The sequence below is a fragment of the Lentzea sp. HUAS TT2 genome (assembly GCF_051853195.1).
Lineage (GTDB): Bacteria > Actinomycetota > Actinomycetes > Mycobacteriales > Pseudonocardiaceae > Lentzea.
The window spans coordinates 1,251,309-1,277,675 of record NZ_CP196667.1 but is presented as its reverse complement, the minus strand read 5'-3'; the positions used below and the strand labels follow the sequence as shown (position 1 = coordinate 1,277,675).

Below are 26,367 nucleotides of genomic sequence, written 5' to 3'. Positions count from 1 at the left end.
GAGGGTCCCGTTTTCGGGACCCTCTGCTCCATGTCCTTCAACGCATGTTGCTGTTGTACCTGGCGATAGTCCCGCGTCCTCTTTTCGCGCACTCGCCTGGTAAGGACTTTTCTCCCGATGTTCGCCGTTCCCGAGAACAGCCTCGTTCTGCCTGAGAACTCCGCCCTGCTGCACCCCGTCCGGGTGGCTCTGTCGTGGGCGGCCGACCGCGACCGCTGGAAGCACCTGCTGAGGTACGACCCGGAAGAGCGCTTCTCGGCGTTGGTCGACAAGACCGACGACCAGGAGATCTGGCTGATGAGCTGGCTCCCCGGACAGACCGCGTCGCTGCACGACCACGACACGACCTCCGGTGCGTTCACCGTGGTCAGCGGCCTGCTGACCGAGGTGGTGACCACGAAGATCCAGGTCGTGCACTCGCTGCACACCGGTCAGTCACGCGTGTGGGGCCCCGGCTACGTGCACCAGGTGCGCAACGACGGTGTGGATCCGGCCGTGTCGATCCACGTCTACCGCCACGGCACACGCGCCATGACCCCGTACCGCTACGACGTGGTCAACGGTCCCGTCCGCTGACGTGCGGCGGGATGGCCTTGTCCGTCTCGTGCGGCACCGGTGCGCCCCACGACTGGACGATCGGCATGTGCCCGGCCCACACGAGGTTCGCTTCGAGGTCGGACGGCTCCTCGCCCGGCCCGCCCTCGCGCACCTTCACGCTCGCCTCGGTCAGGTCGATCTCCAGCGCGGCCGTCTGCGCGAGCTCCTTCCTGGACGGCTGGCGCGCGTAGTCCCAGCTGCCCGGCGTGACGTGCTCGACGATCGTGCGCAGGGCGTGCTCGGGGTCGTCGGCGATCTTCGCGGTGCCGTGGATGATCGCCGACCGGTAGTTCATCGAGTGGTGGAACACCGACCGCGAGTAGACGACGCCGTCGACGAGTGTGACCGCGACGCAAACCTGCTTGCCCTCGAGCATGCTCCTGATGGAGCGTGAGCCCGTCGACCCGTGCAGGAAGATGCGGTTGCCGTCCCGCCCGTACGCGGTGGGGATGAGGAACGGCGCCCCGTCGACCTCTACGGCGAGGTGGCACACGAGGCCCGCGTCGAGGATGTCGTAGAGCACCTGACGGTCTTCGACGGCTCGCTTCTTGCCGCGGATCACGGTGCTGCGCGGGGTGGGGGAGAGCTGCACGTCAGAGGTCATGTTTCTACTGTGCGGCCGGAAGTGGCATTATTGAAGCGCCATTTTCCATCGAAATGAGAAGGCCACTTTGGCTGAGACCGCGCTTCCCGTGGCGCTGGACCGCGAGTCCGCCGAACCGCTCGCCGTCCAGCTGGCCGACGCCCTGCGTTCCGCCGCGTCCGAAGGCCGCCTGCGCGCGGGCGACCGATTGCCGTCCACGCGCGCGTTGGCCGACTCTCTCGGAGTCTCCCGCACGGTCACCGCCGCCGCCTACGAGCAGCTGCATGCGGAAGGCTGGATCGCCGGTCGGCACGGTTCCGGCACCTACGTCACGACGACGCCGCCCGGCCCGTTGCGCAAGCGTTCGCACAAGCCCGTCGCGCCCGTCATCACCGACTTCGTGGACCTCGGCACCGGCGCGCCCTGGGCCGGTGGCCTCGACCGCGCGGCCTGGCGCCGGGCCTGGCGGGCCGCGGCGGACGCGCCACCGTTGTCCCGTCCCGAACGCGCGGGGCTGCCCGAGTACCGCGAGGCCATCGCCGAACACCTGCTGCGCCACCGCGGCCTGGCCGTCAACGCCGACCCGGTGCTGGCGACCGGCGGCACCACCGCCGTGCTGACCGAGATCGCGGTCGCGGTGCTCAAGCGCGGCGACGCGGTGGCCGTCGAGGAACCTGGTTACCAACGGGCCGTGGGCGTCTTCAAGGCCAACGGCCTTCGCGTGGTCCAGGCCGCTGTCGACGCGGAGGGGTTGCTGCCGGACGCAGTCCCGGCCGGAGTGAAGGCGGTTTACTGCTCGCCCGCCCACCAGTACCCGCTGGGCGGACGCATGTCGGCGGGACGCAGGGTCGCGCTGGTCGAACGGGCGCGGCGCGACGGCTGGCTCGTCATCGAGGACGACTACGACGGCGAGCTCAGATATGACGTGGCGCCGCTGCCGTCGCTGGCCGCGCTCGCCCCGGACGTCGTGGTCCACCTCGGCACCACGAGCAAGATCCTCACGCCGACGCTGGGCGCGGGCTGGATGGTCGCGCCCGAGCACATCGCCACGACCGTGCTGGAACACCGCGACCTGACCGGCACCAGCCCGGCCGCCGCGGGCCAGCGGGTCGTCGTCGAACTGGCGCGGATGGGCGACCTCGGACGGCACCTGCGCAAGCTGCGCCGTGAGCTGTCGGAACGCCGTGCGCTCATCATCGACACGTTCGCGGAGGCCGGCATCGAGGTGCTCGGCGACGACGCGGGCGCGCACGTCGTGGTGCTGCTGCCCGACGCCGAACGGGAGCGCGAACTCACGAGGCAGGCGCTCGAACGCGGCCTGCGGGTGGACGGCCTGGCCCGGCACTACGTGAACAGGGCCAAGTTGCACGGCCTCGTCATCGGGTACAGCGCGTGCTCGCGGGAGCAGTTGGTGAACGCCCTGCCGGTGCTGACGGAACTGCTCACAGCGAACGGCTGACGACGACCACCTCGCGGTCGGTGACGAAGCCCAGCTGCTCGTTCACCCTGATCATGGCGGCGTTGGTCGCGTCCGTCCCGGTCTCGACGCTCTCGAGCGCGGGCCGGTCCGCGAGCAACCAGCGCACCATGTGCGCCTTGACGGCTCGGGCGAGTCCGTGGCCGCGATGGGCGGGCGTGACCATCGTGCTTCCCCATCGGGTGTGCGCCGAGTCGCCGGGCTGCAGTGCGACGTCGGTCAGCGCGACCACGAGGCCGGTGGCTTCCTCGACCGCGACGGCAACGCGTTGCTCGACACCGCCGGCGCGAGCCTCGGCCTCCTCTGCCCGCACCACCTCGGGCGTCCACTCCGGTGCCCGCAGCGCGGAGTCCATGGCCGGCGCGTCGTGGATCGACTGCCGGGTCACGGCGACCGACGCCAGGAAGTGTTCCGGCGTCGCACCGATCCACCGCTCCAGCCGGTATCCGGGCGGTGCCTCGATCTCCCAGGAAGCCGGATCGGTGCCGGCGAACGTCAGCCGCTGCATCACCCTCGACGCGGCCAGGCGGAACCCGCGCGCCACCGCCCAGTGCTCGCCCACGCTGCCCTTGATCACACCCCAGCTCTCGAACGTGTCCCGGCCGCGGGCGCGCAAGTCGGGCAACAACGCGTCCAGCAGCGCGGTGCCGACGCCCTGCCCGCGGTGCGCTGGGTGCACCGTGATCGGGCCGATCGCCAGCCCTGCGTTCAAGCCACCGAGCAGACCCACGGAGGTGATGCCGACGCCTTCGCCGTCGCGGCGGGCGATCAGGCGGACCACCTCGTCGAAATCCGGGTTCTTCTCGTGCAACGACGCGATGATCCGCTCCCTGCTCGACGCCGGATGCGCCGCGATCCGCACGTCGGCGTAGGCGTGGAGTTCGGCGTCGTCGTCCAGGTCGATCGGTTTGATCTCCAGCACGTGACCGAGGCTAACTGGCAGGTAGGCACAATCGCCCAAACGGGTAGGGTCGCCCGCATGACGCAGCGCAAGACGAGGGTTGCCGTGGTCTTCGGCGGCCGCAGCTCCGAGCACGAGGTCTCCTGCCAGTCCGCCAAGAGCGTCCTGCCCTACCTGGACGCGGACCGGTTCGAGGTGGTGCCGGTCGGCATCACACCGCAGGGGCAGTGGGCGCTCGGCACGGACCCGAACGCGCTGGAGGCAGGCGCCGGCAACCTCCCCACGCTGCGCAACCAGACCGTCGCCGCGATCGAGCCCGGCCAGGCTCTGAAGGACGTCGACGTCGTCTTCCCGCTGCTGCACGGCGCGTGGGGCGAGGACGGCACGATCCAGGGCCTGCTCGAGCTCGGCGGCGTCCCGTACGTCGGGCCCGGCGTGTTCGCGAGCGCCGCCGCGATGGACAAGGTCTTCGCCAAGAAGATCCTCCAGGCCGAGGGTCTGAACGTCGGCAAGTTCGTCGCGCTCGACCGCGCCGCCACCACGCTCACCCTCGACGAGCGCGAGCACCTCGGGCTGCCGGTGTTCGTGAAGCCGTCGCGCGCCGGCTCGTCCGTCGGCATCTCGAAGGTGTCCGACTGGAACGACCTCGACGCCGCCATCTTCGAGGCGCGCCAGCACGATCCCAAGGTCATCATCGAGGCCGCCGTGCCGAACGTCCGCGAGATCGAGCTCGCGGTGCTGGAGTTCCCGGACGGCCGCGTCGAGGCCTCGCTGCCCGCCGAGCTCCGCCCGGTCGGCGAGAGCGTCGAGTGGTACGACTTCAACGCCAAGTACGTCGACGACTCCTACGAGGCCGACATCCCGGCGAAGCTCGACGACGACATCACCGCGCGGCTGCGCGAGCTGGCCGTCACCGCGTTCAAGGCGCTCGACTGCCAGGGTCTGTCCAGGGTGGACTTCTTCCTGACCGAGCAGAACGAGCTGATCGTCAACGAGCTCAACACCATGCCCGGCTTCACGCCGATCTCCATGTACCCCAAGGCGTGGGACGCGACCGGCATCGACTTCTCGACGCTGCTGACCACGCTGATCGAGACGGCGATCGCGCGAGGCTCGGGACTCCGTTAGGGCGAGGACTTGATCGGCTGCTTGGGCAGCAGGTCGCGCACGGTGGTGGAGATGTCCTGCAACGGCCCGGTGCCCGCGTCGGCGGGCACCGTCAGCGCCACGTACACACCGCGGTCCACGATCACCCAGGTCGAGCTGTCCGAACCGGGCAGCTCGAGCCACTGCACGTCGGAGATCACGCGCAGCTGTGAGGTGGCGTTCAGCTCGGACGGACGCGCCAAGCCGCAGCGCAGAACCACCGGATCGTGTTTGGCGTCACCCCACGCCACCGTGGCGGGGGGAGCGGGTGAGGCGAGTTCCCGGCGCGACAGCATGTCCTTCCCGGACGGCAGTCCCACCGGCAGCTTCTCCACCAGGGAAGCGCATTCCGGAGCGCCCGCCGACGGTGCGTCGATCGAGACCAGCGCGAGGGGACCCGTGCGACCGGGCACGTCCTCCGACTGGTTTCCGGTGCCCAGCACCAGACCGAGCCCGGCGACACCGATGGCGAGCAGCACCGCCAGCCCGACCGCCGCGAGCAGCGGCCGGGACAGCGCCGACGTGGTTTCCTGCTGAGTCACCCGGTTATGACAACACGGGCTAGAGATGCACCACCGGGCAGGTCAACGTACGGGTGATGCCTTCGACGTTCTGGATGCGCGCGACCACGAGCTGGCCGAGCTGGTCGACGGTCTCCGCTTCGGCGCGCACGATGACGTCGTAAGGACCGGTGACGTCTTCTGCGGTTGCTACCCCGGCGATTCCGGAGATCTCGGAGGCGACTGCGGCGGCCTTGCCGACCTCGGTCTGGATGAGGATGTATGCATGCACCACGGCGTGCCCCTTCGTCGCGACAGGTTGGGTCGAGGTAGGAACGTGTCACGCAACGTACCCCAGTTGGGGTTCCGAATGCTCAGATTGGGAGGCAACTTTGCGTCCGGAGCCGCCGCGCGACGCGGAGACGGTCGCCGATGTGGGTGAGTTCAATCTCATCCACCGGGTGACGACCGGTCGGGCGCAGCCGGAGACGACCATCCTCGGGCCGGGGGACGACGCCGCCGTCGTCGCCGTCCCCGACGGACGGGTCGTCGCCTCGATGGACGTGCTCGTCGAGGGTGTCCACTTCAGACTCGACTGGTCCAGTCCCGAGCAGGTGGGCCGAAAAGCGGCCGCCGTGAACCTCGCCGACGTCGTCGCGATGGGAGCGCTGCCGTCCGCGCTGCTCGTCGGGTTCGCCTGTCCCGCCGACACCCCCGCGGCCGTCGTCGAGGGGATCATGGCGGGACTGTGGGACGAGGCGGCGAAGGCCGGCGCGGGCATCGTCGGGGGCGACATGGTCAGCTCCGCCACGCTCGTGATCTCGATCACCGCCATGGGCGACATGAACGGACTCGAGCCGATCACGAGGTCCGGGGCGCTCGTCGGGGACGTCGTGGCGATCACCGGGAGGCTCGGCTGGGCCGCCGCGGGACTCGCCGTGCTCGGCCGCGGGTTCCGTTCGCCGGTCGGCATCGTGAACGCCCAGCGCACCCCCGAGCCGCCGTACGAGGAAGGTCCCAGGGCAGCGGAGGCAGGAGCGACGTCGATGATCGACGTCTCGGACGGGCTGCTGCAGGACCTGAGCCACATCGCGGACTCCTCGGGCGTGGCGATCGACGTCCGCACCGAGCTGCTGCCGTTGCACCCGCGTCTGCTCGACGTCGCGTCGGCGCTGGGCGGGGACGCGCGGCACTGGGCGCTGACCGGGGGTGAGGACCACGCTCTCGCGGCGACGTTCCCCGGCCCCAAGTCGGTGCCGCCGAACTGGACGACCATCGGCACGGTGCGTGCGGGGGAAGGTGTCACGGTCGACGGCAGGGTCTACGAAAAACCTCCTGGCTGGGAGCACTGGCGCGCGTAGAATTCAGTTCCGTGGAACTATGCACGCGCACGTATGACCATCCAGACTCGGTCAAGATGATCGCCGACCTCCAGCAGGTCTACGTCGAGCGCTACGGCGACGTCGACGTCACGCCCGTCGACCCGGCGCAGTTCGCCGCGCCGCTCGGCTACTTCGTCATCGGGTACGTGGACGACGTGCCCGTCGCGTGCGGCGGCTGGCGGGTGAACGACGAACTGGCCGGCGCCGCCGAGATCAAGCGGATGTACGTCGTCGACTCCGCACGCGGCCAGGGCCTCTCCCGGCTCGTGCTCGCGCATCTGGAGGTCACCGCTCGCGAGGCCGGTCGGCAGCGCATGGTGCTGGAGACCGGACTGCGCCAGCCGGAGGCGATCTCCCTGTACACGTCCAGCGGTTATGAGCGGATCGACAACTTCGGCGTGTACCGGGACCACCCGGAGAGTCGCTGCTTCGGGAAGTCGTTGTAGGTTCGGGCGCATGGCCATCTATGCGCTGGGGGACTACACGCCGCAGATCCACCCCGAGGCGTACGTGCACCCGGACGCGACGGTGATCGGGGACGTGCGCATCGGCGCGTTCTCGTCGGTGTGGCCACAAGCCGTGCTGCGCGGCGACTACGGGCGCATCGTCGTGGGCGAGCGCACGTCGATCCAGGACAACACGGTCGTCCACTGCACCGAGGTCCACCCGGTGCACATCGGATCGTCGTGCGTCATCGGCCACAACGTCCACATCGAGGGCGCGACCGTCGCGGACGACTGCCTGATCGCGTCGGGTTCGGTGGTGCTCAACGGTTCCATCGTGGAGAAGGGCGCGATCGTCGGCGCCGGCGCGGTGGTCTCGTTCGACGGCCACGTCCGCGAACGCACGATGGTGCTGGGGGTTCCCGCCCGCGAACGTGCCGGACACGTTGTGCCAGAACAGGCCTGGGCATTCATCGTGGAGAAATATGTTCAGAACATCGCTTTGTACCGGGAGAAGCTCCGTCGGCTCGATTGAGTGAGATAGGGTTCACAGCCGTGGCTCGTCCCCTCAACGAAGTTGTCGAAGCCGGTTGGGCTGAAGCTCTCGCCCCCGTTGCTGACCAGATCGCCGCCATGGGTGAGTTCCTGCGCGAGGAAGTCGCCGCCGGTCGCACCTATCTTCCCGCGGGCGAGAACGTGCTGCGTGCTTTTCAGCAGCCGTTCCACCAGGTGAAGGTGCTGATCGTCGGCCAGGACCCGTATCCGACGCCCGGCCACGCGGTCGGCCTGTCGTTCTCGGTGGCCCCCGACGTGCGCCCCATTCCCAAGTCGTTGGTGAACATCTACAAGGAATACGCGGAGGACCTCGGTCACCCGTTGCCGTCCAACGGCGACCTGACCCCGTGGTCGGAGCGCGGTGTTCTGCTGCTCAACAGGGCATTGACCGTGCAGCCCGGCAAGGCGAACTCCCACCAGGGCAAGGGATGGGAGAAGGTGACGGAGCAGGCGATCAAGGCTCTCGCCGCTCGCGACGCACCTCTCGTCTCGATCCTGTGGGGACGCAACGCGCGCAATCTGCGTCCGTTGCTGGAACCGTTGCCCGCCATCGAATCCGCGCACCCGTCGCCTTTGTCGGCGCACGCCGGGTTCTTCGGGTCGAAGCCGTTCAGCCGCGCCAACGAACTGCTGGAGAAGCAGGGCGCCGACCCGATCGACTGGAAGCTCCCGTAATTGCCTCGGGAAGACGTGATCTGACGCTGACGGCCGCGGGCGCGGCCGTCAGCGAGTTCGGGAATTCCCTGTCACTGCTCGTCCTCCTGTTCTGGGCGACGCCGATCAGTCCGTTGCTGGTCGCCGCGATCCTCGTCGCCGAACTGCTGCCGTTCGTGCTCGGCGCACCGCTCGCCGGAATGCTCGTCGACCGGCTGCCCAACCGCCGCCTGCTGATCGCCGCTCTGGTCTTCCAGGGTGTCGCGATCGCGGCTGTCGCGCCGTTGATGGGGCAGCCCGTGTTCGTGGTGGCGCTGGTGTTCCTCTCCGGCTGCGGCCGTGCGATCGCCCAGCCCTCCATTTCCGCTCTCGTGCCGCACATCGCCGGTGAAGAAGAAGCGACGCGCGGGTACGCGTGGCTCAGCACCGGCCGCAGTCTCGGCAGCGTTGCGGGCGTCACCGGTGGCGCGTTGCTCGCCGGGTTCTTCGGGCACCCCGTGGCGTTGCTCATCGACGGCGGCACGTTCCTCGCCTATGCGGTGATGCTGGCCTTCGTGCGCTCGGAACGCCGCCCTTCCGGCACGCACGAGGCACGCCCCAGCGCGCTCGCGGGCATTCGGCACGTGCGGCGGGACCCCGTGCTGTTCGCAACGATCGTCGGGCTGGCACTCTGCGTCGGCGCGGTCGTGGTGGTCAACGTGGCCGACCCTGCTTTCGTGCGGTACGTGCTGCACGGCGACGAGTTCGTGCTGGGCGCCATGCAGGCGTGCTGGCTGGGCGGGATCCTGGTCGGCAACCGGGTGGCAGCGAGGCTGCGGACCGTGTCGCAGGTGGCCCAGGTGATCGCGTTCGCTGCGGTCACCACGGGTGTCGGCGTGCTGATACCGGCGGCGTTCCCGTTCTTGGCGGCCGCGGGGACGGGCTGGGTCATCGGCGGTGTGTCGAACGGGGTCCACAACGTGGCGCTGAACGCCGTCGTGCGGTTGCGCACTCCTGAGGAGATGCGCGGGCGGGCGTTCGCCGCGGTCGGGTCGATGGTGATCGGCGCGAACCTGATCGGGACGACTGCCGCGGGTGGGTTGCTGCTGGTCATGGGGCCTCGCGCGGTGTTCGCGCTCGGCGGCACCGGGGCGTTGGTGGCCGGGGTGGCCTGCCTGGTGTTCGTGCGCCGGGCCCTGAAACGCGAAGAGAGCCCGGCCGAAGCCGAGCTCTCCTCGAACTAAAAACGAACTGTGGCGGTGATCAGCCGCGCACGACCTTGCCGGCCTTCAGGCAGGACGTGCACACGTTGATCCGCTGGCGCTGCGAGGCCGAAACCTTGGCGCGCACAGACTGGATGTTCGGGTTCCAGCGGCGGTTCGTCTTCCGCTGGGAGTGCGAAACCGAATGGCCGAAGCCCGGCCCCTTGCCACAGACGTCGCACACGGCAGCCACGTCAGCCACTCCTTCAGGTTCCTCAAGCGGTAAGTCTCGCGTCCCGGTGGGCGCGCAAGCGTGCACAAGCCTCAACCGGGCACGGCAACTCAACGAGGGTAGCCGGTGGCATCACCTGCGACCAAACCGGGTGGATACTCTCGCCGCCATGCAGGTCATGGATGCGGTCGCGGTGCGCAGATGGGCAGACGCCTGCGTGCGGTCGTTGGACGCCAATCGGGAGTCGATCGACCAGATCAACGTCTTTCCCGTCCCGGATGGTGACACAGGCACGAACCTGCTGCACACGATGCAGTCGGCGCTCGACGCGCTGCTGCGCTCGCCCATGTCGACGGTGGGGGACGCGCTGTCCGCGCTGGCCCGCGGCGCGCTGGCCGGAGCGCGCGGGAACTCGGGCGTGATCCTGTCTCAGGTGCTCAGGGGCCTGGCGGAGACCGTGCAGGAGGTCTCGCTGGTCACCGGCACAGCCTTGCGCAAGGGCCTGCACAGGGCCGACGAGCTGGCCACGGCCGCTGTGTCGAAGCCCGTTCCCGGCACTGTTCTCTCCGTGCTGCACGCCGCGTCCGAGGCGGCTCGTGACTGCAAGTCGGACGAGCTGGACGACGTGGTGATGGCGGCGTCGCGCGCGGGTGCCGTCGCACTGGCCGATACGCCCCGTCAGCTCGCCGTGCTGGCCAAGGCCGGGGTGGTCGACGCAGGTGGACGCGGGCTCGTTGTGTTGTTGGACACATTGGCGGCGGTGATCACGGGCCAGAGCGTGGAAACACCGATAGACGCGCCGCTGCTGCCGCGCACGCCGGAGTCGCTGACGACCGAGCGCGAGAGCGGGTCGTCCGAGTTCGAGTACGAGGTCATGTACCTGCTCGACGAGACCTCGGACGAGGCGGTGGCCGAGCTGCGCGCCCTGTTGAACGGGCTCGGCGACTGCGTGTCGGTCGTGGGGGACGGCGCCTCGTTGTGGACCGTCCACGTGCACTGCAACGACATCGGCGCGGCCATCGAGTCGGGTGTGCGCGCTGGACGTCCGCACCGCATCACGGTGGCGCGGTTCGCGGATCAGATCGCCGCGCAGGCTTCTCGCTTCGTGCGCGACAGGGCGATCGTGGTGGTGGTGAGCGGCGCCGTGGACCTGTTCCGCGCGGAAGGCGCCATCGTGTTCGACCTCGCTTCTACTTCGGCGACTCCCACGGACCTGTTGTCGGCCATCGTGTCGACGCGCGCGCGTCACGTCGCGGTGCTGCCGGGTGATCCGGACATCCGCGAGGCGCTGGACGAGGCCGTGGCGTACGCACAGGCCGCCGGGCAGGACGTGGTGGTGGTGCCGACGTTCTCGCCCGTGCAAGCCCTCGCGGCGTTGGCGGTGCACGACTCCACCAGGCGCGCGGGTGACGACGTTGTCGCCATGGCCGAAGCTGCCGCCGCCACGCGCCGCGGCGAGGTCTCGATCGCCGCCGACGAGGCCCTGACCTGGGTCGGCCGCTGCCAGCCCGGCGACCTGCTGGGCATGCTGGACGGCGAGGTCGTGCTGATCGAACCGGGTCCCGCGGCGCCGGAGTCGTTGATGGACCTGTCCTGCCGACTGGTCGACCGCATGCTGGCGGGCGGCGGTGAGCTGGTGACCCTGCTGCTGGGCGCCGACGCGCCCGACGGCCTGGTCGACGTGCTGGAGGACCACCTCCGGGTCACCCATCCGGAGGTCGAGGTGACGGCGTATCCGGGTGGTCAGCCGGACGCGGTGATTTTTGTCGGTGTCGAGTAGTTCAATAGGGCGCGATGATCTCCTTCGACGACAAGCTGCAGCCGTTGCTCGGCAAGAAGACCGCCGACGCACTGGAGACCGGCCTCGGCCTCACGACGGTCGGTGACCTGCTGCGCCACTACCCGCGCCGGTACGACGAGCGCGGGAAGCTGACCGACATCAGGTCGCTGGAAATCGACGAGCACGTCACGGTGCAGGCCGAGGTCCGCAAGTGCCAGAAGCGCCAGATGAAGGCGCGCCGCGGCCAGATGACCGAGGCCGTGATCACCGACGGCACCTCGGAGCTGCACCTGGTGTTCTTCGGCAAACCGGCGTTCGTCGCCGAGCAGGAGCTGCTGCCGGGCACGCGCGCGCTGTTCGCCGGCAAGGTGGGCCGCTACCGGCAGAACCTGCAGCTGGTGCACCCGGCGTTCGAGGTGCTCACCGCGGAGCGGGACGGATCGTCGTTCCTGCAGGCGTTCCTGCCCGTCTACCCGGCGTCGCAGCACATCAACACGTGGAACATCGCGAACTGCGTGAAGCAGCTGCTGGAGATCTGGGACGGCGTGCCGGAGGACCCGCTGCCCGAGGACTTCCGCCTCGAGCAGGGCCTGATCGGCCTGGAGGACGCGCTGCGGTCGATCCACCGGCCGGAGAGCTGGGCGCAGATCTCGGTGGCGCAGCAGCGGCTGAAGTGGGACGAGGCGCTGGCCGTGCAGCTGGCCCTGGCGCAGCGCCGCAAGGCCTCCACGGCCCGTCCGGCGCCGTCGTGCGCGCGCAGGTCGGGCGGGATCCTCGACGCCTTCGACGCGCGGCTGCCGTTCACGCTGACGGCGGGCCAGGTGGAGGTCGGTGAGCAGGTCTCCTCTGACCTCGAGTCGACCGTGCCGATGAACCGGCTGTTGCAGGGCGAGGTGGGCTCAGGAAAGACGATGGTCGCGTTGCGAGCCATGCTTCAGGCCGTCGACGCGGGCCGTCAGTCCGCCATGCTCGCGCCCACGGAAGTCCTTGCGGCACAACACGCCCGCTCGTTGGCGGAGATGCTCGGCGACCTCGCTCAGGCGGGCCAGCTGGGCGGCGCGGAGGACGCGACCCGCGTGACGCTGCTGACGGGGTCGATGAACACGGCCCAGCGCCGTCAGGCGTTGCTGGACATCGTGACCGGCGAGGCGGGCATCGTCGTCGGCACGCACGCGATCATCCAGGAGAAGGTGGAGTTCCACTCCCTCGGTCTGGTCGTGGTCGACGAGCAACACCGCTTCGGCGTGGAGCAACGAGCCGCCCTGTCGGCACGCGGCGAACGCGAGAACCCGCACGTCCTGGTCATGACGGCGACCCCGATCCCGCGCACGGTGGCCATGACGGTCTACGGCGACCTGGAGGTCTCGGCCCTGCGCGAGCTCCCCGGCGGCCGTTCCCCGATCAAGACCTCGGTGGTCCCGGTCCGCGAGAAGCCGGCGTGGCTGGACCGCGCCTTCGCCCGCGTGCGCGAGGAGGTGGCGAAGGGTCACCAGGCGTACTTCGTCTGCCCGCGCATCGGCGACGAGGAACCGGCGAAGTCCGACGACGAGGACAAGCGCCCAGCCCTGTCCGTGATCGACGTGGCCACCATGCTCGCCCAGGGCCCGTTGCGCGGCCTGCGCATCGAGATCCTGCACGGCCGCATGCCCCCGGACGAGAAGGACGCCGTGATGCGCGCCTTCTCGGCCAACGAGGTTCACGTCCTGGTGGCCACTACGGTCATCGAGGTGGGCGTCAACGTCCCGAACGCCACCGTCATGGCGATCATGGACGCCGACCGCTTCGGCGTCTCCCAGCTGCACCAGCTCCGCGGCCGCGTGGGCCGAGGTAGCGCGCCGGGCCTGTGCCTGCTGGTCACGGAGATGCCGGAGATGACGGCCACGATGGAACGCCTGCGCGCCGTCGAGTCCACTCTGGACGGCTTCGAGCTGGCCCAGCTGGACCTGGAGCTGCGCCGCGAGGGCGACATCCTCGGCGCCGCCCAGTCGGGCCGCCGCTCGGGGCTGAAGATGCTCTCGCTGCTGCGCGACGAGGACATCATCGCGGACGCCCGCACGGCGGCGCAGCAGGTCGTGGACGTGGATCCCGACCTGGCGAAGCATCCGGGGCTCGCGGGGATGGTGACGACGCTGCTGACGGAGGAGCGCGCGGACTTCCTGGAGAAGACCTAGGGGCCGCGCGGGTCCGTGGCTGCCGGGTGCGCTGTCACTCGGCACGTCAGGTGCTGGTCGCGGGCGGGCGGCACCCGGCCCCGCCTGACTTGCGCCACCGCAGACGTCGGCCGGCTAGGGCGGCGCCACCGCTGATCTCGGGCGACTGAGACGGCGGCACCTAGCGCACCAAACGGCGAACGGCGGCCGCCGCACGAGCAGCCGCCGCCGTCCCCAACAACCAACTACGAGCTCAGCCCCGCCTCAGTCCTGCTGACGAGGCTTCGGCAGCTGCTCGGTCTTCTGCTCACCGGAAGGCTCAGCAGCAGCCTCGTCGGCGTCCGCGCTGCCGTCCTCCAGCGGCTTGAGCACCGACATGGCCGCCTCGACCGCCGCCTGCGCCGCGTGGAACTGCGACGCGAGGTTGTCGTGCGCCGACCGCAGCGACGCCTCCTTGTCGGAGGCGGCAGCCGCGCGCTGGTCAGCCTCGGCCACGGCCGCTGCCGACCGCTCCTCGGCCTCGCGCACCAGGGCCGACGTCTTGGCCTGGGCGTCGCGGACGAGCGCGGCGGCCTTCTCGTCGGCCTCGCGGACCGTGGTCTCGGCCTTCTTCGAAGCCTCCGCGACGGTGGTCGTCGCCTTCTCCTCTGACACGCGCAGGGTCGTCGCCGCCTTCTCCTCCGCGGCGCTGACCAGGGCGATCGCCTTGGCGGACGCCTCGGAGGTGACCTGCTCGGCCTTGGCCAGCGTCTCGGCCTCGAGCTCCGCGAGGATCTTCGACGCCTCCGCCTGCTTGGCCTGGAGCTCGCCGTCGAGCTTCTGCAGTGCCGCGGTCCGCTTGGCCTCCGCGTCGGCGACGATCTGCTCGGCCTCGGTCCGCGCGTCGGCGAGCACCTTCTGGTGCTCGGCGGTCAGCGTCGCCTTGAGGCCGTCGTACTCCTTGTCCAGCTCGTCGTGGTACGCCTTGTACTTGGCGTCCAGCTCGACGCGGTGGGCGTCCAGGTCGGCCGACTTCTTCTCGAACTCGGCGGCGACGCGCTCGCCGTTCGCGCGCACGTCGGCGACCAGGGCCTCGTGCTCGGCGGTGAGCTTGGCCTGCAGCGCCGCGTGCTCGGCCTCCAGCTCCGACCTGCGGCCGGCGGTCTGCTGGTCGAGCTCGGCGTGGCGCTGCTGGTAGTTCATCTCCAGCTGCTTGCGGCGCGCCTCGGTCTCGGCGAGCAGGCGCTGGTGGGCCTCGCGCTGGCCGGCGGCCCACTTCTCCGCCTCACCACGGGTGGCGGCGGCCTTGTCGAGGGCGTCCTTGCGGATGTCCGCGATCTCTTCCTCGGCCAGGCTCATCATCACGCGGACGCGCTCGGTGACGTTCGAGGCGCTGACCGGGCTGCTGGCGAGGTTCTGGAGCTGGATCTTGGTCTTGTCGAGATCGGCGCGCATCGAGTTGAGGAGCTTGGTGAGCTCCCCCACCTGCGCGGCGGCCGCGTCACGGGAGCGGTTCGAGTTCTTGAGGTCGAACTCCAAGCGGGTGACTCGTTCGTTCACCTGTCGCTGGTTGTAACCACGAAGGACAACGTCGAAATGCGGTGTGCGGGCAGTAGGCTGCCCGGCTCCATCAGCCCCGGCCATATGGCTCACCCTACCGAGATAGTCGCGAAGATCGTCACTCGATCTGGTTAAACCCACTACCGGCCGCAGTCTGACCGGGTGGTGGGTTCCCACTCTCCTCCCATCACGCGAGAATTCGTGTGAGCAAGACCGATCAGGATGACACCCATCACGTGGGACGGTTCTCCCAACTGGCAAGAGTCGCACGGTAACGTGCCACGACTGATGACCGCCGAGTAACACCGGGAGGGCACGGATGTTCCGCAAGGTTCTTGTCGCCAACCGCGGCGAGATCGCGATTCGCGCGTTCCGAGCCGCCTACGAACTGGGCGCTGGAACGGTTGCCGTCTTCCCTCACGAGGACCGCAACTCGCTGCACCGGTTGAAGGCGGACGAGTCCTACGAGATCGGCGAGCCCGGACATCCCGTCCGCGCCTACCTTTCCGTCGACGAGATCATCAAGGCCGCCCGCAAGGCCGGTGCCGACGCGATCTACCCCGGTTACGGATTCCTGTCCGAGAACCCGGACCTCGCTCTCGCGTGCCGTGAGGCAGGTCTCACCTTCGTCGGCCCCGTCGCCGAGGTCCTGGAACTGACGGGCAACAAGGCGCGCGCCATCGCCGCCGCCCGCGAGGCCGGACTGCCGGTGCTGGAGTCGAGCCCGCCGTCGTCGGACATCGAAGAGCTGCTCGAGGCGTCGAAGACCATGCGCTTCCCGGTCTTCGTGAAGGCCGTCGCCGGCGGCGGTGGCCGTGGCATGCGCAAGGTCGACGAGCCGGCCGCGCTGCGCGAGTCCCTCGAGGCCGCGTCACGCGAGGCCGAGTCGGCGTTCGGCGACCCGACCGTGTTCCTCGAACAGGCCGTGGTCGAACCGCGCCACATCGAGGTGCAGATCCTCGCCGACGGCCAGGGCAACGTCATCCACCTCTTCGAGCGCGACTGCTCCGTGCAGCGGCGCCACCAGAAGGTCATCGAGATCGCGCCCGCGCCGAACCTCGATCCCGAGCTGCGCGCCCGCATCTGCGCCGACGCGGTGAAGTTCGCGAGGCACATCGGCTACCGCAACGCCGGCACCGTCGAGTTCCTGCTCGACCCGCAGGGCCACTACGTCTTCATCGAGATGAACCCGCGCATCCAGGTCGAGCACACGGTCACCGAAGAGGTGACCGACGTCGACCTGGTGCAGTCGCAGATGCGCATCGCGTCCGGCGAGACGCTGGACGACCTGGGCCTGTCCCAGGAGACCGTGCAGCTGCGCGGCGCGGCGCTGCAGTGCCGCATCACCACCGAGGACCCGGCCAACGGTTTCCGGCCGGACACCGGCACGATCAGCGCCTACCGCTCGCCGGGTGGTTCCGGCATCCGCCTCGACGGCGGCACGGCGGGCGCGGGCATGGCGATCAGCCCGCACTTCGACTCGATGCTCGTGAAGCTCACGTGTCGTGGCCGCACCTTCGAGCTGGCCGTCGCCCGTGCGCGCCGCGCGATCGCGGAGTTCCGCATCCGCGGTGTGTCCACGAACATCCCGTTCATCCAGGCCGTGCTGGACGACCCGGACTTCTACGAGGGCCGCGTCACCACGTCGTTCATCGAGAAGCGCCCGCACCTGCTGACGGCCCGTCACTCGGCCGACCGCGGCACGCGCCTGCTGACCTACCTCGCGGACGTCACGGTCAACCACCCGAACGGCACCCGCCCGACCGCGGTCGACCCGCGCGAGAAGCTGCCGATCGTCGACCTCAACGCCGAACCGCCCGCCGGTTCCAAGCAGAAGCTGGTCGAGCTCGGCCCCGAGGGCTTCGCGCGGTGGATGCGGGAGAGCAAGGCCGTCGGCGTCACGGACACGACGTTCCGCGACGCGCACCAGTCGCTGCTGGCCACCCGAGTGCGCACCAAGGACCTGCTCGCCGTCGCGCCGCACGTCGCGCGCATGACGCCGGAGCTGCTGTCGCTGGAGTGCTGGGGCGGCGCGACGTACGACGTGGCGCTGCGGTTCCTCGCGGAGGACCCGTGGGAGCGGCTCGCGTCGTTGCGCGAGGCCGTGCCGAACATCAACCTGCAGATGCTGCTGCGCGGCCGCAACACGGTCGGCTACACGCCGTACCCCGAGGCGGTCACCAAGGCGTTCGTGCAGGAGGCGACGAACACCGGCATCGACATCTTCCGGATCTTCGACGCGCTGAACGACGTCGAGCAGATGCGCCCGGCGATCGAGGCCGTGCGCGAGACCGGGACCGCGGTCGCCGAGGTCGCGCTCTGCTACACGAGCGACCTGTCCAATCCGGACGAACGTCTGTACACACTGGACTACTACCTCAAGCTCGCCGAGCAGATCGTCGGTGCCGGGGCGCACGTGCTGTGCGTCAAGGACATGGCCGGCCTGCTGCGGGCACCCGCCGCGTCGCGCCTGATCACCGCGCTGCGCAAGGAGTTCGACGTACCGGTCCACCTGCACACGCACGACACGGCGGGTGGCCAGCTGGCGACCTACCTCGCGGCGATCCAGGCGGGCGTGGACGCGATCGACGGCGCGACCGCGTCGATGGCGGGCACGACGTCGCAGCCGCCGCTGTCGTCGATCGTGGCGCTGACCGACCACACCGACCGTTCCACGGGCCTCAACCTGCAGAACGTCTGCGACCTGGAGCCGTACTGGGAGTCGGTGCGCAAGATCTACGCGCCGTTCGAGTCCGGCATCCCCGGCCCGACCGGCCGCGTCTACCACCACGAGATCCCCGGTGGTCAGCTCTCGAACCTGCGCACCCAGGCCGTCGCGCTCGGCCTCGGGGAGAAGTTCGAGGAGATCGAGTCGATGTACGCGGCCGCAGACCGCATGCTCGGCCACCTGGTGAAGGTGACGCCGTCGTCCAAGGTCGTCGGCGACCTCGCGCTGCACCTCGTGGGCGCGGGCGTCTCGCCGAAGGACTTCGAGGCGGACCCCGGCAAGTTCGACATCCCGGCGTCGGTGATCGGCTTCCTGCACGGCGAGCTGGGCGACCCGCCCGGTGGCTGGCCGGAGCCGTTCCGCAGCAAGGCGCTGGCCGGCCGACCCGCGCCGAAGCCGATCGAGGAACTGTCCGCCCAGGACGAGGCCGGTCTCGTCGACGACCGCAGGGCGACCTTGAACAGGCTGCTGTTCCCGGCGCCCACCAAGGAGTTCCGCGCGCATCGGGACGCCTACGGCGACACGTCGGTGTTGCGCTCCAAGGACTTCTTCTACGGCCTGCGTCCCGGCGAGGAGTACTCCGTCGACCTGGAGCCGGGTGTCCGGTTGCTCATCGGCCTGGAGGCGATCTCCGAGGCCGACGCGCGGGGCATCCGCACGGTCATGGCGACGCTGAACGGCCAGATGCGCCCGATCCAGGTCCGCGACCGCTCGGTGGCAGCCGACATCCCGGCCGCGGAGAAGGCCGACCGCGCGAACCAGAACCACGTGGCGGCCCCGTTCGCCGGCGTGGTGACGGCGACCGTGGCCGAGGGCGACCGCGTCGACGCCGGTCAGACCGTCGCGACGATCGAGGCCATGAAGATGGAGGCCGCGATCACCGCCCCGAAGGCGGGTGTCGTGCAGCGCCTGGCGTTGCGCGGTGCCCAGCAGGTCGAGGGCGGCGACCTCCTGATCGTCCTGGAGTAGTCCTGTTTCGCGTGAAGGGCCCGGTCTCGTCGAGGCCGGGCCCTTTCGCTGTGCGGGAGGTGCGGAACTCCACGACGATTCCCTGCGTTGCACCGGGCACGGGAGTCAGGGGAAGAGGGAATCGCATCATGAAGAAGGCGTTGGCCGGCCTGCTCGGCCTTGCGGGCGTGGCGTGGGCGCTGAAGGACGTGCCCCGGCAGCTGGGCGGCAGGCCGGACCCGGTCCACATGTCGCGTTCACCGCGCTACCGCGGCGGGAAGTTCCACAACGACAAGGAAGTCCGCACGGTCCCTGACCGGGACTCGTTCTCGATCAGCGACTTCGTGCGCGGCGGACAGGACCGCAAGCCGGCGGTGGCCGTGCCGCTGGTGGGACCCTCCACGCCGGTGACCGACGGACTGCACGTCACCTGGTACGGCCACGCGTCCGCGCTGATCGAGGTCGACGGTGCCGCCGTGCTCCTCGATCCCGTGTGGAGCGACCGCGTCTCGCCGTCCGCGCACCTCGGCCCGAAGCGACTGCACCCGGTTCCGCATCGGTTGTCTGATTTGCCTGATGTGAGCGCGGTCGTGATCTCGCACGACCACTACGACCACCTCGACATGGAGACCGTGCAGGCGCTGACCGCGGGAACGTCCGCGGTGTTCGTGGTGCCGCTCGGGCTCGGCGCGCACCTCGCGCGCTGGGACGTGCCGGCCTACCGCGTCGTGGAACTGGACTGGGACGAGTCGCACACGGTCGACGGCTTCACGCTCACCTGCACTGCGGCACAACACTTCTCCGGCCGCTCGGTGCAGCGCAACGTGACGTTGTGGGCGTCCTGGGTCATCAAGCGCGGTGAGCGTGCCGTGTTCTACAGCGGCGACACCGGCTACTTCCCGGGTTATGCGGCCATCGGTGCCGAGCACGGACCGTTCGACGTGGTGCTGATGCAGGTCGGCGCGTACAACGACGCGTGGGCGGACATCCACATGACGCCGGAGGAGGGCGTTCAGGCGTTCAAGGACCTCGGTGGCGAGCTGCTGATCCCGGTGCACTGGGCGACGTTCAACCTGGCGCTGCACCCGTGGGGCGAGCCGATCGACCGCGTGTGGCGGGAGGTCAAGGCGAGCGGGCTGAAGCTCGCGGTGCCGCGGCCGGGGGAGCGGGTCGACGTGGACAAGCCGGCCGAGGTCGACGGGTGGTGGCAGGCGCTCGCCTGAGGCGCCCTGGGACGATGGACCGGTGACACGAATCGTTGCCGGGACCGCGGGAGGCCGCAGGCTCAAGGTTCCGCCCAAGGGCACGCGGCCCACGTCCGAGCGGGTGCGGGAGGCGTTGTTCAGCTCCCTCGAGGCGATGCTCGACCTCGACGGCGCGAAGGTGCTGGACCTGTACGCCGGGTCGGGGGCGCTCGGGTTCGAGGCGCTGAGCCGGGGTGCGGGCCACGCGACGTTCGTGGAGTCGGACAAGCGGGCCGCCGACGTGCTCAAGGGCAACGCCAAGGAGCTCGGGTTCGCGAACACGGTCGTCGTGAATCGCACGGCCGAGGCGTACGTCACGGCAGAGGGCGAGAAGTTCGACGTCGTCTTCGCCGATCCGCCGTACGCGGTGGGGGAGGACGAGCTCGCCAAAGTGCTCCGCGGGATCGTGCCGAGGCTCACGGAGGACGCCATCTTGATCGTGGAACGTGCTTCGCGAAGCGGCGAACCAGCGTGGCCGGAAGTAGTGGAATCCTTGCGTGCCAAGCGTTATGGGGACACCGCGGTGTACTGGGCCCAGGTGCGTTCTGATGGGTGACGAGAACCACGGACACGCCTGGAGGCGTCCGATCGGGTGCTAACGTCCGCTTCATGACGCGCGCCGTGTACCCCGGCTCCTACGACCCGGTGACCAACGGTCACCTGGACATCATCGGGAGAGCCGCGCACCTCTTCGAAGAGGTCGTCGTCGCCGTGCTCATCAACAAGAACAAGCGCACCTTGTTCGACGTCGAAGAGCGTCAGGAGATGCTGCGCGAGGTCACGTCGCAGTGGGACAACGTGCGCGTGGACTCCTGGCACGGCCTGCTGGTCGACTACTGCCGCGAGAACAACATCAAGGCCATCGTGAAGGGCCTGCGCGCGGTCAGCGACTACGACTACGAGCTGCAGATGGCGCAGATGAACCACCAGCTCACCGGTGTCGACACGCTGTTCATGCAGGCCAGCCCGCAGTACTCCTACCTGGCGTCCTCGCTGGTCAAGGAGGTCGCGACGTACGGTGGCGACGTCTCGACGCTGCTGCCGGCCTCCATCGAGCAGCGGCTGCAGCAGCGCCTCGCCGAGACCCGATAGCGCGGCGCTAGAGGCCCAGCTTCATCCCCACGTGCGACGCGGTGAACCCCAGCCGCTCGTAGAACCGGTGCGCGTCCACTCGTGACGCGTCCGTCGTCAGCTGCACCACACCGCACCCGCGTGCCCGTGCCTCGTCGATCGCCCACGTGATCAGGCGCTGGCCGAGGCCGCCGCCGCGCTGGTCGGAGCGCACCCGCACCGCCTCCACGGTCGCGCGGGTCATGCCCAGGCGCGACAGGCCCGTGGTGAACGTCAGCTGCAGCGTGCCCACGACCTCGCCGTCCGCGTCGGCCACGGCCAGCAACTGGTGCGGGTCGGCGTCGATCACCTCGAACGCCTTCAGGTAGCCGGGATCACCCGGCTTCTCGCGCGCCGCGCCGAGCGGGTCGTCCGCCAGCATCGCCACGATCGGGTGGACGTCGGCCGCCACGGCCCGCCTGATTGTGATCTTCACGTTTCCCCCGGCTCGATGTCGGCAAATCCTGACACGCCCTGCCGATCTCCCTCTCCCGGGGAGATCGGCAGGGCACACTTGTGGGTGGGAGTCACAGGCTTAGGGAGTGAGACGTGTACCGGGTGTTCGAGGCACTCGACGAGCTCGTCACGATCGTCGAGGAAGCGCGCGGAGTTCCGATGACATCGGGGTGCGTGGTGCCGCGCGGCGACGTGCTCGAACTGCTCGACGACGTGCGCGACGCGATCCCTGCCGAGCTCGACGACGCGCAGGACGTGCTGGACCACCGCGACGAGGTGGTCGGCAAGGCCAAGCACGAGGCGGAGTCCGGCGTGTCGAAGGCACGCGCCGACGCGGACCGCATGCTCGCCGAGGCGCAGGCCGAGGCCGAGGCGATGCTGTCCGACGCGCGCGCCCGTGCCGAGCGGATGATCGCCGAGGCGGAGGACCAGGCCGAACGGACCGTGGCCGCGGGCCGCCAGGAGTACGACGACCTGGTGGGTCGCTCGCACTCCGAGGCCGAGCGCATGATCCAGGCGGGCCGCGCGAACTACGAGCGCGCCACCGAGGACGGCAGGGCCGAGCAGGCCAGGCTCGTCAACGAGCAGGAGGTCGTCCGCACGGCGCACGCCGAGGCGGCACGCCTGCTCGACGCCGCCCAGAACGAGTCCATCCGCCTGCGGTCGGAGTGCGACGCGTACGTGGACGGCAAGCTCGCGGACTTCGAGGACCTCCTCGCGCACACGCTCAGGTCGGTCGGCAAGGGCCGTTCGCACCTGCGCGGACCGGCTGTGGCGGGTGCCGCGGCGCCGTTCGACTACGGTTCCTGACGAACCAGGACTGTGGATCGCGCCTGAACGTGTGATTCGCGCTACGTCGGACAGGTGCGATCACCTGCCGATTTCACGCGCGGGGGCCTCGTCCCGTACCCTGGAACGGCTGGACGTGGTAGGTCCCCGCCGGCAAAACCCGAAATCATGACTGAGCATCGTCACGCGTCCACGCGTCCCACAGCATCCGGTCCCTGGGTCATCGACACCAGGGACATCGGCCGTCGCGCCGGCCTGAGCCGACCCCTCGTGAGGTCGGTTCCCGGCGCAGGTGTCGGGCTGCTCGGGGTGATCGCGGTGCCCGAGAACGGGGAAGTGGAGCTCGACCTCCTGATCGAATCGGTCGTGGAGGGCCTGCTCGTGTCGGGGACAGCGTTCGCCAAGGTCGAAGGTGAGTGTTCGAGGTGTCTCGAGCCGCTCACCGATGAGGTTGAAGTCCGGATCACGGAGCTGTACGCGTGGCCGGACAGCACCACGGACGAGACCACTGATGAAGACGAGGTCAGCCGGATCGTCAACGATCTGATCGACCTCGAGCCTGTGGTGCGGGACGCCATCGTTCTCGCGCTGCCGCAGGCACCGCTCTGCGAGCCGGACTGCAAGGGGCTTTGCTCCGAGTGTGGTGGCAGGTGGGCGGAGCTCGGGCCCGACCACGGGCATGAGACGATTGACCCTCGTTGGGCCGCGTTGCAAGAGCGGTTCAGCGATGACAACTCGGAGGAGAAGTAGTCGTGGCCGTCCCGAAGCGGAAAATGTCGCGTTCGAACACCCGTGCGCGCCGTTCCCAGTGGAAGACGTCTGCCGTGCACCTGGTGGCGTGCTCCAACAAGGCTTGCCGCCAGCCGAAGCCGCAGCACGTCGCCTGCCCGGCCTGTGGTCAGTACGCTGGCCGCCAGGTCGCTCAGCCGGCCTGATCTCCTCGGCGACGTAGTGGGGGGAAAGCCGCCGCGCGCACCGCAAGCGGACCGCGCGGACCTGCTCGAAGCGCTCGGCGTCCACCTGGACGCCGAGCTGCTCGTGCTGTCACTCACCCACAGGTCTTACGCGTACGAGAACGGCGGCTTGCCGCCGAACGAGCGTCTCGAGTTCCTGGGAGACGCGGTTCTGGGTCTGGTCGTCACCGACCACCTGTACCGCACCCATCCCGACCTTCCCGAAGGTCAGCTCGCGAAGCTCCGCGCCAGCGTGGTCAACATGCACGCACTGGCCGGCGTCGCGCGCAACCTGAGTGAAGGCGGGCTCGGTGCACACCTGTTGCTCGGTCGTGGCGAAGAGCTGACCGGCGGCAGGGACAAGGCAAGCATTCTCGCTGACGGCCTCGAGGCCGTCATCGGTGCGGTGTACCTGCAGTTCGGTATCGATACCGCACGAACGTTCGTTCACCGGCTGTTCGATCCGCTCTTGGCCAAAGCTCCGCTTTTGGGTGCTGGACTGGACTGGAAGACAAGCCTGCAGGAGCTCACCGCTCAAGCCAGTCTCGGCGTCCCGGAGTACCGCGTGGACGACCAGGGGCCGGACCACCGCAAGGAGTTCACCGCCACGGTGCTCGTCGGTGGCCAGCCTCACGGCAAGGGTGATGGGCGCACCAAGAAGGAAGCCGAGCAGAAAGCCGCCGAAGCGGCTTATCATGTTCTGTCGGAACGGGTCAAGGCCGAGCAGGAGTCGGCCGTGGCCAAGAACGGACAGAATGGCGCCTCGGTGACGCCAGGGATCTCCCCAACCGAGGAAGACTGAGACCGCAATGTATGCGACCAGGAACCGCACGAACCGCCGCACGCGCACCAATCGCGGGCCGGTGAACACCTCCCGCAGCGGAGGAATCCAGGGCCTTGTGCTGGTCAGGGACACGAGCCGCGCGGGTGTGTGGGTGCTCAAGCCCACCAAGCCGCAGGCTGCCGTGATCGAGGCACAGCCCGTCGACGAGGGCAAGTCCGAAGCCTGACGTGCCCGAACTCCCAGAGGTCGAGGTAGTACGCCTCGGCCTTGAAGCCCACGTCGCCGGCCGGGTCATCTCCTCGGTAGAGGTTTTGCACCCACGCGCCATCCGCCGGCACGACCTGGGTTCCTTGGACTTCTGCGCGCGCTTGGCGGGCCAGCCAATGGCTGCCGCCAGGCGCCGCGGCAAGTACCTCTGGGTCGAACTGGCCGACAAAGCCGCCATGCTCGCGCACCTGGGCATGAGTGGCCAAATGCTCGTGCAGCCCTCGTCGGCCCCCGACGAGAAGCATCTGCGCGTCCGTTTTCAGTTCTCCGACGGCGGGCCCGAGCTCCGTTTCGTCGACCAGCGCACCTTCGGCGGTCTCGCTCTCGCCGAGCTGGTCGAGGTCGACGGCACCCTCGTGCCCGACTCGGTCGCGCACATCGCTCGCGACCCCATGGACCCCTTGTTCTCCCGTGATGCTGCCGTGCGCGCGTTGCGCCTGCGTCACACCGAGATCAAGCGTGCGCTCCTGGACCAGACCCTCGTGTCCGGCATCGGCAACATCTACGCCGACGAGGCCCTGTGGCGCGCGAAGCTGCACGGCACCCGGATGACGGACAAGCTCACGAAAGCCAAGGCCGCCGAGCTGCTGGACCACGCCACGGACGTGATGCGTGAGGCGCTCGGGCAGGGCGGGACGTCGTTCGACGCCCTCTACGTCAACATCAACGGGCAGTCCGGCTACTTCGACCGGTCACTCAGCGCATACGGCCAGGAGAACCGGCCGTGCAAACGGTGTGGCGCCGCGATCGTGCGCGAACCGTTCATGAACAGGTCCTCGTATTCCTGCCCGCGTTGCCAGCCGCGCCCCAGGTTCTGATTCGTTCTCGTTTCCTGTTGGGTTCAGGAAACAGGAAACTCCTTCCTCGGTGCGGCATCGGCACCGCATCCTGCGTGAGTGCTACGAGAATTCCCACTGCACTCCGTAGGAAAGCCCGGCGATGAGGTTGACGAACTCGGCACTCGTCTCATTCGCGAGATCGAGCGCCAGCAGATGCGACGACGGGGCGCCATCCGTCACAACGCTGTGAGGAACGCCGTCCTGCCGCCACACCCGGATCGGCCGCCGTTCCGGCGCGAATCGCACCACCACTCTGAAGTGGCGGCAACTGCGATACGGCACGTAAACGTAGCGCGGTGCCATTCGCTGGCCCGGCGGGATCCGATGTATCAGTCCCAACGTGTGTCGCTCGTGCTTGCGCAAACGTTTCGGCAACCGGACCGTCGTCTGGAAGTTCGTGGTCGACTCCTGGAGCCTGCCCGCGAGCAGACCGCCGAACCAGATGTCGGTGTGCAGCCCGACCCGCTCGTCGTGGCCGTGGTGGCGCGGCACGTCGATCGACGTGGCGATCTCGTCCAGCACGGGGGCCGTGACCAGGATGCGCCTGCGCTCGTACGCGACCGGTGTGTCCTGGTCGAGGCGCAGCACGACGTCGAACGAGTCGACGTACCAGCCCGTGCCTCCGTGGCCGGCTCCCGACAGCAGGGCCGAGCCGGACGAGGCGTGTTCCGCGAGCGCGCTGAACGCCTTGTCGATCCGCCTGCGTGCGGTGCGGGCGTCGCACACGAGCCTCGTGGCGAGTTCGTCGATGCGGTCGGTGAGATTGACGTCCGCGGCGTCCGGGGTGATGTTCAGGCCCTGTTGTGCGGCGATCTGGAGTTCCGCCGGCAATCTGGTGACCAATTCCTCCAGGTAGACCGTCAGCTTTCGCCGCATTGCCTCCACGTCGTCGCCCGACGCGCCGAACAGTTCGCAGAACTCCGGGTCGAGTCGTGTGTCGAGGTCACGATTTCGCATACCGAGGTTCTTTCGGAGGCGTTGCAGGTTTGCGGCCACGAGTGCCGCCATGTCGTCCACGACCTGCATTCTCCTACTCGGCCCCGCTGAATACGAGGCAGAAACATGACAGCTGTCGGTCAAACCTGACAGACGATGCGCCTGGAATGTCCAGTCGCGTTGAGTGACTCTT

General features: G+C 69.2%; 28 protein-coding genes. 20 read left to right on the top strand and 8 right to left on the bottom strand.

Annotation, left to right across the window (positions count from 1 at the left end):
* Positions 1-117: 117 nt before the first annotated feature.
* Positions 118-576: a cysteine dioxygenase gene (locus ACSHWB_RS06405; protein WP_439661154.1), complete on the top strand. Its 459-nt coding sequence runs from the start codon at positions 118-120 to the stop codon at positions 574-576.
* Here the strand turns inward: ACSHWB_RS06405 and ACSHWB_RS06400 are convergent.
* Positions 557-1,201 (bottom strand): pyridoxamine 5'-phosphate oxidase family protein, encoded by a 645-nt coding sequence (locus ACSHWB_RS06400; RefSeq protein ID WP_439661153.1) that lies wholly within the window; start codon positions 1,199-1,201, stop codon positions 557-559. The genes ACSHWB_RS06405 and ACSHWB_RS06400 overlap by 20 nt on opposite strands.
* A gap of 67 nt (positions 1,202-1,268) precedes the next feature.
* On the opposite strand from ACSHWB_RS06400, the gene ACSHWB_RS06395 reads away from it, so the two are divergent.
* Positions 1,269-2,639 (top strand): PLP-dependent aminotransferase family protein, encoded by a 1,371-nt coding sequence (locus ACSHWB_RS06395; protein ID WP_439661152.1) that lies wholly within the window; start codon positions 1,269-1,271, stop codon positions 2,637-2,639.
* Here the strand turns inward: ACSHWB_RS06395 and ACSHWB_RS06390 are convergent.
* A complete protein-coding gene (locus tag ACSHWB_RS06390; RefSeq protein ID WP_439661151.1) occupies positions 2,623-3,579 on the bottom strand; it encodes a GNAT family N-acetyltransferase in 957 nt (318 codons plus the stop codon). The two genes, ACSHWB_RS06395 and ACSHWB_RS06390, sit on opposite strands and share 17 nt — an antisense overlap.
* 57 nt (positions 3,580-3,636) lie before the next feature.
* Between ACSHWB_RS06390 and ACSHWB_RS06385 the strand changes: the two genes are divergently transcribed.
* The gene (locus tag ACSHWB_RS06385) at positions 3,637-4,686 is read left to right on the top strand and encodes a D-alanine--D-alanine ligase family protein (RefSeq protein ID WP_439661150.1); all 1,050 of its coding nucleotides are present in this window, start codon (positions 3,637-3,639) and stop codon (positions 4,684-4,686) included.
* On the opposite strand, the gene ACSHWB_RS06380 is transcribed toward ACSHWB_RS06385, so the two are convergent.
* Positions 4,683-5,246, bottom strand: a complete 564-nt coding sequence (locus ACSHWB_RS06380) for a DUF3515 domain-containing protein (RefSeq protein ID WP_439661149.1) — start codon at positions 5,244-5,246, stop codon at positions 4,683-4,685. The genes ACSHWB_RS06385 and ACSHWB_RS06380 overlap by 4 nt on opposite strands.
* A gap of 19 nt (positions 5,247-5,265) precedes the next feature.
* A complete protein-coding gene (locus ACSHWB_RS06375) occupies positions 5,266-5,499 on the bottom strand; it encodes an Lrp/AsnC ligand binding domain-containing protein (RefSeq protein WP_030467939.1) in 234 nt (77 codons plus the stop codon).
* A gap of 97 nt (positions 5,500-5,596) precedes the next feature.
* Here ACSHWB_RS06375 and ACSHWB_RS06370 point away from each other — a divergent pair, with 97 nt between their 5' ends.
* Genes ACSHWB_RS06370 through ACSHWB_RS06350 form a run of 5 tightly spaced genes read left to right on the top strand, consistent with a single transcriptional unit; the run spans position 5,597 to position 9,461 of the window.
* Positions 5,597-6,565, top strand: coding sequence for a thiamine-phosphate kinase (locus tag ACSHWB_RS06370; protein WP_439661148.1), 969 nt, complete (start codon positions 5,597-5,599; stop codon positions 6,563-6,565).
* Positions 6,566-6,621: 56 nt separating this feature from the next.
* Complete coding sequence (locus tag ACSHWB_RS06365; protein ID WP_439661147.1) at positions 6,622-7,032, top strand: GNAT family N-acetyltransferase; 411 nt, start codon at positions 6,622-6,624, stop codon at positions 7,030-7,032.
* A 10-nt stretch (positions 7,033-7,042) separates the two neighbouring features.
* Positions 7,043-7,564, top strand: a complete 522-nt coding sequence (locus ACSHWB_RS06360) for a gamma carbonic anhydrase family protein (RefSeq protein ID WP_439661146.1) — start codon at positions 7,043-7,045, stop codon at positions 7,562-7,564.
* Between the two features lie 20 nt (positions 7,565-7,584).
* On the top strand, positions 7,585-8,259 hold the full coding sequence (locus tag ACSHWB_RS06355; protein WP_439661145.1) for a uracil-DNA glycosylase: 675 nt from the start codon (positions 7,585-7,587) through the stop codon (positions 8,257-8,259).
* Positions 8,244-9,461, top strand: coding sequence for an MFS transporter (locus ACSHWB_RS06350; RefSeq protein ID WP_439664533.1), 1,218 nt, complete (start codon positions 8,244-8,246; stop codon positions 9,459-9,461). The genes ACSHWB_RS06355 and ACSHWB_RS06350 overlap by 16 nt, the downstream gene beginning before the upstream one ends.
* A 19-nt stretch (positions 9,462-9,480) precedes the next feature.
* Here ACSHWB_RS06350 and rpmB read toward each other — a convergent pair whose 3' ends face one another.
* On the bottom strand, positions 9,481-9,672 hold the full coding sequence (rpmB, locus tag ACSHWB_RS06345; protein ID WP_030467945.1) for a 50S ribosomal protein L28: 192 nt from the start codon (positions 9,670-9,672) through the stop codon (positions 9,481-9,483).
* Between the two features lie 148 nt (positions 9,673-9,820).
* Between rpmB and ACSHWB_RS06340 the strand changes: the two genes are divergently transcribed.
* Positions 9,821-11,431 carry a DAK2 domain-containing protein gene (locus ACSHWB_RS06340; protein ID WP_439661144.1) on the top strand — a complete coding sequence of 537 codons (1,611 nt, stop codon included), beginning with the start codon at positions 9,821-9,823 and terminating at the stop codon, positions 11,429-11,431.
* Positions 11,432-11,445: 14 nt separating this feature from the next.
* On the top strand, positions 11,446-13,602 hold the full coding sequence (gene recG, locus ACSHWB_RS06335; protein WP_439661143.1) for an ATP-dependent DNA helicase RecG: 2,157 nt from the start codon (positions 11,446-11,448) through the stop codon (positions 13,600-13,602).
* 243 nt (positions 13,603-13,845) lie between these two features.
* On the opposite strand, the gene ACSHWB_RS06330 is transcribed toward recG, so the two are convergent.
* The gene (locus tag ACSHWB_RS06330) at positions 13,846-15,120 is read right to left on the bottom strand and encodes a hypothetical protein (RefSeq protein WP_439661142.1); all 1,275 of its coding nucleotides are present in this window, start codon (positions 15,118-15,120) and stop codon (positions 13,846-13,848) included.
* A gap of 319 nt (positions 15,121-15,439) precedes the next feature.
* On the opposite strand from ACSHWB_RS06330, the gene ACSHWB_RS06325 reads away from it, so the two are divergent.
* From ACSHWB_RS06325 to coaD, 4 genes are all read left to right on the top strand, one after another.
* Positions 15,440-18,817: a pyruvate carboxylase gene (locus ACSHWB_RS06325; protein WP_439661141.1), complete on the top strand. Its 3,378-nt coding sequence runs from the start codon at positions 15,440-15,442 to the stop codon at positions 18,815-18,817.
* A gap of 128 nt (positions 18,818-18,945) precedes the next feature.
* A complete protein-coding gene (locus ACSHWB_RS06320) occupies positions 18,946-20,019 on the top strand; it encodes an MBL fold metallo-hydrolase (protein WP_439661140.1) in 1,074 nt (357 codons plus the stop codon).
* Positions 20,020-20,041: 22 nt separating this feature from the next.
* Complete coding sequence (gene rsmD, locus ACSHWB_RS06315; protein ID WP_439661139.1) at positions 20,042-20,596, top strand: 16S rRNA (guanine(966)-N(2))-methyltransferase RsmD; 555 nt, start codon at positions 20,042-20,044, stop codon at positions 20,594-20,596.
* 53 nt (positions 20,597-20,649) lie between these two features.
* Positions 20,650-21,132, top strand: a complete 483-nt coding sequence (coaD, locus tag ACSHWB_RS06310; protein WP_090066444.1) for a pantetheine-phosphate adenylyltransferase — start codon at positions 20,650-20,652, stop codon at positions 21,130-21,132.
* Positions 21,133-21,139: 7 nt separating this feature from the next.
* Here coaD and ACSHWB_RS06305 read toward each other — a convergent pair whose 3' ends face one another.
* Positions 21,140-21,580: a GNAT family N-acetyltransferase gene (locus ACSHWB_RS06305; protein WP_439664532.1), complete on the bottom strand. Its 441-nt coding sequence runs from the start codon at positions 21,578-21,580 to the stop codon at positions 21,140-21,142.
* A gap of 119 nt (positions 21,581-21,699) precedes the next feature.
* Here ACSHWB_RS06305 and ACSHWB_RS06300 point away from each other — a divergent pair, with 119 nt between their 5' ends.
* From ACSHWB_RS06300 to mutM, 6 genes are all read left to right on the top strand, one after another.
* On the top strand, positions 21,700-22,416 hold the full coding sequence (locus tag ACSHWB_RS06300) for a DivIVA domain-containing protein (protein ID WP_030479715.1): 717 nt from the start codon (positions 21,700-21,702) through the stop codon (positions 22,414-22,416).
* Between the two features lie 147 nt (positions 22,417-22,563).
* Complete coding sequence (locus ACSHWB_RS06295) at positions 22,564-23,145, top strand: YceD family protein (protein ID WP_439661138.1); 582 nt, start codon at positions 22,564-22,566, stop codon at positions 23,143-23,145.
* A 2-nt stretch (positions 23,146-23,147) separates the two neighbouring features.
* Positions 23,148-23,330 (top strand): 50S ribosomal protein L32, encoded by a 183-nt coding sequence (rpmF, locus tag ACSHWB_RS06290; protein WP_030467958.1) that lies wholly within the window; start codon positions 23,148-23,150, stop codon positions 23,328-23,330.
* A gap of 16 nt (positions 23,331-23,346) precedes the next feature.
* A complete protein-coding gene (gene rnc / locus ACSHWB_RS06285; RefSeq protein WP_439664531.1) occupies positions 23,347-24,150 on the top strand; it encodes a ribonuclease III in 804 nt (267 codons plus the stop codon).
* A 7-nt stretch (positions 24,151-24,157) separates the two neighbouring features.
* The gene (locus ACSHWB_RS06280) at positions 24,158-24,358 is read left to right on the top strand and encodes a hypothetical protein (protein ID WP_093593249.1); all 201 of its coding nucleotides are present in this window, start codon (positions 24,158-24,160) and stop codon (positions 24,356-24,358) included.
* 1 nt (position 24,359) lies between these two features.
* A complete protein-coding gene (mutM, locus tag ACSHWB_RS06275) occupies positions 24,360-25,217 on the top strand; it encodes a bifunctional DNA-formamidopyrimidine glycosylase/DNA-(apurinic or apyrimidinic site) lyase (RefSeq protein WP_439661137.1) in 858 nt (285 codons plus the stop codon).
* A gap of 81 nt (positions 25,218-25,298) precedes the next feature.
* On the opposite strand, the gene ACSHWB_RS06270 is transcribed toward mutM, so the two are convergent.
* Entirely contained in the window at positions 25,299-26,195 is an 897-nt protein-coding gene (locus tag ACSHWB_RS06270) for a hypothetical protein (RefSeq protein ID WP_439661136.1), read from the bottom strand.
* Between the last annotated feature and the right edge of the window lie 172 nt (positions 26,196-26,367).